Below are 4,038 nucleotides of genomic sequence, written 5' to 3' on the forward strand. Positions count from 1 at the left end.
TTCTTGCGTGAGATAAAGTGGTCGGGAAACCAACTTTATCCTACCATGAAAGGAGGTTTTTTTGTTACCTCGCTATAAGCTCTCCGGAACCCCCGGCATAGCCAGGGGTTTTCGAAACCATCAAAAAGTCGCCAATTCATAAAGATTGGCGTTTTTATTTGCCCAAATTACGAAAAACAGCTATCGTATTGCTCGTATTTCGTACGTTTTCGACCTTCCAAATATAAAACCATTCGGACGCAAACAAGCACCTTATAAGCCAAAATACGGGCTGCATTTGCGATTTTTTACGCTTCAAGCCAATTATAAAATGGAACGGGATTCGGCTTCGGTTCAGTAATATCTTTATACATTCGAACGGCTTCTTTTTGGACGAATGCCCCTAAATCTTCGAATTTTTCCCCGAAATACTTCAAGACGAAATTGTCAAATCGACGGCGGACGGATTCCTCTTTTTGTTGCTTCGCTTCTTCAATTTTCTTCATTACGGCAAATTTACGGATTTCATTCGAAAAAACTTTTTCACAATAAGAACTAAACGATTGAATTTGAAGACCGTTTTTCACTTTGTCGCCGATTTTTAATGCAAGATAACGAACAATTTTTTTCAGATTGCTGTCAATGTCGATTGTTGTTGATAAATTTGAAACTTTTTCAATGATTTCTTTATTATCGCTAATAATATCTTTTTCTTGTTTTTTGATTCGGTTTCAAATGGTTCGAATTCGGCAATAAGCGTCAAACCCCCGTCATTGCTGGAATTGTCCCCTATGTATGATGTAACCCCTTGTTGTAACCTTTCAAGACAAAAAGGAAGAATTCGAATGACTTTCACACTTGGACGACCTGCTTTCGTTTTAGTCCGCACGGAATCAACGACGCCCAACATTTCAAGCGTCTTCAATGCCTTATTGATTGTTTTGCGGGAATATCCCGTTTGTTCTGCAATCGTTGCTTGTTTCATGAACGACAATCCAACACAACGCAAAGACGCCTTTCCAAGACAAAGAAGAACGTCAATAACACTTTGCGGGACATCGGTTTGAATATGGTCAATATACGAATAGATAGATATGTCCATTTCTTGAATTGTTGAAAATAATTCGTGTCTTTTCAGTTCTTGAAATTCAATAGCACCAAAAGCCGTCATTGGTATTCTTCCCCTTTTCCTTCCCTAAAATAGTTTTTCAATCGGTGAAAATTTCGAATGACTTTCCCTAATCTCATTCGAGAACATATTCACATATAATCGAACCATATCCATTGACGTATGACCAAGAACTTGCTGCAACGTGAACACGTCCGCCCCGTTTTGCACCGACATTTTTGCAAAAGTGTGGCGGAAAGTATGCGGCGAACAACGAACGTCTTTAATTCCAGCCATACGTCCATATTTTTGTATAGAAGATTGAACGGCACGGATTCGAAGCGGTTCATTGTCTATATTTACGAAAAGCGTTCCCGTGTCTAAATTCCCCCGAACTCTTAAATATAGGGAAAGTTGTTTTTTCATTGTCCTTTGTATTGGAACAAAGCGTTCCTTGTTTCCCTTTCCGTCAATACGAACAACGCCATCATTAAAATTAATATCGTGGACTTGAATGTCACAAAGTTCACGGATTCGGACGCCCGTTTCAAGTAAAAACATCATAATTGTGTAATCCCTTAATCCTGTAAACGTTTCTCGGTCTGGTTGCCTTAAAAGTGCGTGAATTTGGTCACGGGAAAATGTTTGAATGATTGTTCGCTTTTCTTTGACAAGTTTGACGTCTTTGATTGGATTCTCAACAATGAAACCCTCATTCGCTAAGAAGTTGAAGAACGCCCGAACGGCACGAAGGTTTGTATTGATCGTGGTATCTTTCAAGCCTTCGTTCATCATGCCAAGAATGACGATTTCTTTTATCGTTTCCTCGCTAACTGTGGCGGGTCTTGTGTCAACGTAATTCCTTTCCAATCGCTTGCAAAATTTTGTGAGCTCATTCTTGTAGAATTGTAACGTGTGCTTGGAAAGATTTCGAATCCTACAATCACGAATAAACAGATTGTAAAGAAATTCGAAGGATTCTAGTTCGTTAGAAGATTCTTGAAGATTTTGCGGAGAAAATTTATTCTTACGTCGCCCCATTCGAAAAACCCCTTTCGGATTGATATTCGAATAATGGACGCCTTCCTTCACTTCGTTTTTGTTGTTCGCACGACAAAAATAGCTGTAGAAAATGAAAGAAGCGACCTCCCAATAAAGGGAAATCGCTTCAAATCAACGAGAATTGATACCGGTGGTCGGGGTCGAACCGACACTCCAGAAGGAACACGATTTTGAGTCGTGCGCGTCTGCCAATTCCGCCACACCGGCGCGTTTATAATTTGTTTGGGTAATGCCGAGGACCGGAATCGAACCGGTACGGTAGTCACCTACCGCAGGATTTTAAGTCCTGTGCGTCTGCCAGTTCCGCCACCCCGGCATGATATGTAACAAATATAAATTATAAACGATTATGGAGGCGGCAACCGGATTCGAACCGGTGGTAAAGGTTTTGCAGACCTCTGCCTTACCACTTGGCTATGCCGCCATAATATTCTTGGAGCGGAAGACGGGATTCGAACCCGCGACCCCCACCTTGGCAAGGTGGTGTTCTACCACTGAACTACTTCCGCAAATGGCTGGGCTAGCTGGATTCGAACCAACGAGTGACGGAGTCAAAGTCCGTTGCCTTACCGCTTGGCTATAGCCCAATACTATTTATATGCAATAAAATAAAAAAAGTGTCAAAAAAAATGGGGCGAATAATGGGAATCGAACCCACGAGTGTCGGAGCCACAATCCGATGCGTTAACCACTTCGCCATATCCGCCATAATAATTAATAAAAATTGGCAGGGGTAGTAGGAATTGAACCCACACCAAAGGTTTTGGAGACCTTCGTTCTACCTTTAAACTATACCCCTGTATAGATGGTGGAGGGGGACGGATTCGAACCGCCGAACCCGAAGGAGCGGATTTACAGTCCGCCGCGTTTAGCCACTTCGCTACCCCTCCGACATAAATGGTGGCTCAGGACGGAATCGAACCGCCGACACAAGGATTTTCAGTCCTTTGCTCTACCGACTGAGCTACTGAGCCATAATTTATTGCTATTAATGATGTTTTTAAAAATGGCGGTCCGGACGGGACTCGAACCCGCGACCTCCTGCGTGACAGGCAGGCATTCTAACCAACTGAACTACCGGACCAGATTGCGGGGACAGGATTTGAACCTGCGACCTTCGGGTTATGAGCCCGACGAGCTACCAGACTGCTCCACCCCGCGATAATAATAATGGTGGAGGATGACGGGATCGAACCGCCGACCCTCTGCTTGTAAGGCAGATGCTCTCCCAGCTGAGCTAATCCTCCATAAATATGATTGATATGTAAATGGTGACCCATACGGGATTCGAACCCGTGTTACCGCCGTGAAAGGGCGGTGTCTTAACCGCTTGACCAATGGGCCATATAGAAAGTTAATGGCGGAGAGCAAGGGATTTGAACCCTTGAGACAGGGTTACCCGCCTACACGATTTCCAATCGTGCTCCTTCGGCCACTCGGACAGCTCTCCAATATGGCTCCGCAGGTAGGACTCGAACCTACGACCGTTCGGTTAACAGCCGAATGCTCTACCACTGAGCTACTGCGGAATAATATGGTATGCCTGGCGACGTCCTACTCTCACAGGGGGAGAACCCCCAACTACCATCGGCGCTTTAGAAGCTTAACTTCCGTGTTCGGTATGGGAACGGGTGTGACCTTCTCGCTATTGCCACCAGACTTTTCTCAAGACATATTTTATTATACATGTTTTTGAGATTTTTTCAAGTATAATTTTAAAAATTATTCCCTGAAAACTAGATTATGAAGTAAAAGAAAGAAATGAGTAATCATTTTAGTTAAGTCCTCGATCTATTAGTATCAGTCAGCTCCACATGTCGCCACGCTTCCACCTCTGACCTATCAACCTGATCATCTTTCAGGGATCTTACTAGCTTACGCTATGGGAA

3 protein-coding genes, 15 tRNA genes and 2 rRNA genes are annotated in these 4,038 nt (G+C 43.4%); all 20 read right to left on the bottom strand.

The window, feature by feature from the left end:
- Window positions 1-287: 287 nt before the first annotated feature.
- Window positions 288-566, bottom strand: a complete 279-nt coding sequence (locus QQZ16_RS01630) for a hypothetical protein (RefSeq protein ID WP_031540273.1) — start codon at window positions 564-566, stop codon at window positions 288-290.
- A gap of 41 nt (window positions 567-607) precedes the next feature.
- Entirely contained in the window at window positions 608-1,150 is a 543-nt protein-coding gene (locus QQZ16_RS01635) for a helix-turn-helix domain-containing protein (RefSeq protein ID WP_031540271.1), read from the bottom strand.
- 24 nt (window positions 1,151-1,174) lie between these two features.
- A complete protein-coding gene (locus QQZ16_RS01640; protein ID WP_031540269.1) occupies window positions 1,175-2,128 on the bottom strand; it encodes a tyrosine-type recombinase/integrase in 954 nt (317 codons plus the stop codon).
- A 146-nt stretch (window positions 2,129-2,274) separates the two neighbouring features.
- Window positions 2,275-2,356: transfer RNA gene (locus QQZ16_RS01645), tRNA-Leu, on the bottom strand.
- 23 nt (window positions 2,357-2,379) lie between these two features.
- A tRNA-Leu gene (locus QQZ16_RS01650) sits at window positions 2,380-2,465 on the bottom strand.
- A 34-nt stretch (window positions 2,466-2,499) separates the two neighbouring features.
- Window positions 2,500-2,573, bottom strand: a tRNA-Cys gene (locus QQZ16_RS01655).
- A 10-nt stretch (window positions 2,574-2,583) separates the two neighbouring features.
- Window positions 2,584-2,658, bottom strand: a tRNA-Gly gene (locus QQZ16_RS01660).
- 3 nt (window positions 2,659-2,661) lie between these two features.
- Window positions 2,662-2,736 (bottom strand) — tRNA-Gln (locus QQZ16_RS01665).
- Between the two features lie 43 nt (window positions 2,737-2,779).
- Window positions 2,780-2,855 (bottom strand) — tRNA-His (locus QQZ16_RS01670).
- A gap of 19 nt (window positions 2,856-2,874) precedes the next feature.
- Window positions 2,875-2,948, bottom strand: a tRNA-Trp gene (locus QQZ16_RS01675).
- A gap of 7 nt (window positions 2,949-2,955) precedes the next feature.
- Window positions 2,956-3,039: transfer RNA gene (locus tag QQZ16_RS01680), tRNA-Tyr, on the bottom strand.
- 8 nt (window positions 3,040-3,047) lie between these two features.
- A tRNA-Phe gene (locus QQZ16_RS01685) sits at window positions 3,048-3,123 on the bottom strand.
- Window positions 3,124-3,156: 33 nt separating this feature from the next.
- Window positions 3,157-3,233: transfer RNA gene (locus tag QQZ16_RS01690), tRNA-Asp, on the bottom strand.
- 3 nt (window positions 3,234-3,236) lie between these two features.
- Window positions 3,237-3,310, bottom strand: a tRNA-Met gene (locus QQZ16_RS01695).
- A 10-nt stretch (window positions 3,311-3,320) separates the two neighbouring features.
- A tRNA-Val gene (locus tag QQZ16_RS01700) sits at window positions 3,321-3,396 on the bottom strand.
- A 22-nt stretch (window positions 3,397-3,418) separates the two neighbouring features.
- Window positions 3,419-3,493, bottom strand: a tRNA-Glu gene (locus tag QQZ16_RS01705).
- Between the two features lie 14 nt (window positions 3,494-3,507).
- A tRNA-Ser gene (locus tag QQZ16_RS01710) sits at window positions 3,508-3,599 on the bottom strand.
- Window positions 3,600-3,603: 4 nt separating this feature from the next.
- Window positions 3,604-3,678 (bottom strand) — tRNA-Asn (locus tag QQZ16_RS01715).
- Between the two features lie 12 nt (window positions 3,679-3,690).
- A 5S ribosomal RNA gene (gene rrf / locus QQZ16_RS01720) occupies window positions 3,691-3,808 on the bottom strand.
- A gap of 115 nt (window positions 3,809-3,923) precedes the next feature.
- A 23S ribosomal RNA gene (locus QQZ16_RS01725) occupies window positions 3,924-4,038 on the bottom strand; the annotation flags it as partial.

Source organism: Bacillus sp. T2.9-1 (genome assembly GCF_950097965.1).
Classification (GTDB): Bacteria; Bacillota; Bacilli; order Bacillales; family Cytobacillaceae; genus Niallia; species Niallia hominis.

What these genes read in the sequence shown, in the direction of transcription:
- QQZ16_RS01635 (WP_031540271.1), bottom strand. Translation starts at nt 1,150, where the DNA reads ATGACGGCTTTTGGTGCTATTGAATTTCAAGAACTGAAAAGACACGAA.
- QQZ16_RS01640 (WP_031540269.1), bottom strand. Translation starts at nt 2,128, where the DNA reads ATGGGGCGACGTAAGAATAAATTTTCTCCGCAAAATCTTCAAGAATCT.